Below are 991 nucleotides of genomic sequence, written 5' to 3'. Positions count from 1 at the left end.
GGTGACAAGGTGGAGGACCCGGATCGTTCGCCGCTGGACGGCCCGGGTGAGCACACCCCGCCGGACGGGTGGCGGAAGGTCCTCCTGGACGAGGGCCCCGAAGGGTTCGCGGCCAAGCTACGTGCGCAGACCGCCGTCGCCGTTACTGACACGACCATGCGTGACGCGCACCAGTCCCTGCTGGCCACCCGCATCCGCACCCGTGACCTCCTTGCCGCAGCACCCGCGTACGCGCACACGCTGCCGCAGTTGTTCTCCATGGAGGCCTGGGGCGGGGCAACCTACGACGTCGCGCTGCGGTTCCTGGGTGAGGATCCGTGGGAGCGCCTGCGGTACCTGCGCGAGGCGATGCCCAACATTCCCATCCAGATGCTGCTGCGCGGCCGGAACACCGTGGGCTACACGCCGTACCCGACGGAGGTCACGGATGCGTTCGTTAAGGAGGCCGCGGAGACGGGGATCGACATCTTCCGCATCTTCGACGCGCTCAACGACGTCTCCCAGATGGCGCCCGCGATAGAGGCCGTGCGCAAGACCGGCACCGCGGTGGCCGAGGTGGCGCTGTGCTACACCTCCGATCTCCTGGACCCGGCCGAGGAGATCTACACCCTGGACTACTACCTGGATCTGGCGCAGCAGTGCGTGGATGCCGGGGCACACATCCTGGCGATCAAGGACATGGCTGGTCTGCTGCGTCCGGAGGCTGCGCGTCGTCTGGTCTCCGCGCTGCGTGAGCGCTTCGACCTGCCGGTTCACCTGCACACCCACGACACCGCGGGTGGCCAGATCGGTACCCTGCTGGCCGCGATCGACGCCGGGGTGGATGCGGTGGACGTTGCCACCGCGACCATGGCGGGAACGACGTCGCAGCCTTCGGCGTCGGCACTTGTGGCCGCGCTGGCGCACACCGAGCGGGACACGGGACTGTCCCTGCAGGCCGTGTGCGACATGGAGCCGTACTGGGAGATCATCCGCGGGATCTACAAGCCGT

Annotated in this window: 1 pseudogene; it reads left to right on the top strand. The window is 68.5% G+C overall.

From position 1 onward, the window contains the following. Positions 1-991 (top strand): annotated as a pseudogene (locus tag L979_RS09135) (pyruvate carboxylase); the annotation flags it as partial.

It is taken from the genome of Kocuria sp. ZOR0020, from assembly GCF_000800955.1.
Classification (GTDB): Bacteria; Actinomycetota; Actinomycetes; order Actinomycetales; family Micrococcaceae; genus Kocuria; species Kocuria subflava.
This window is presented reverse-complemented; position numbering and strand designations above follow the sequence as displayed.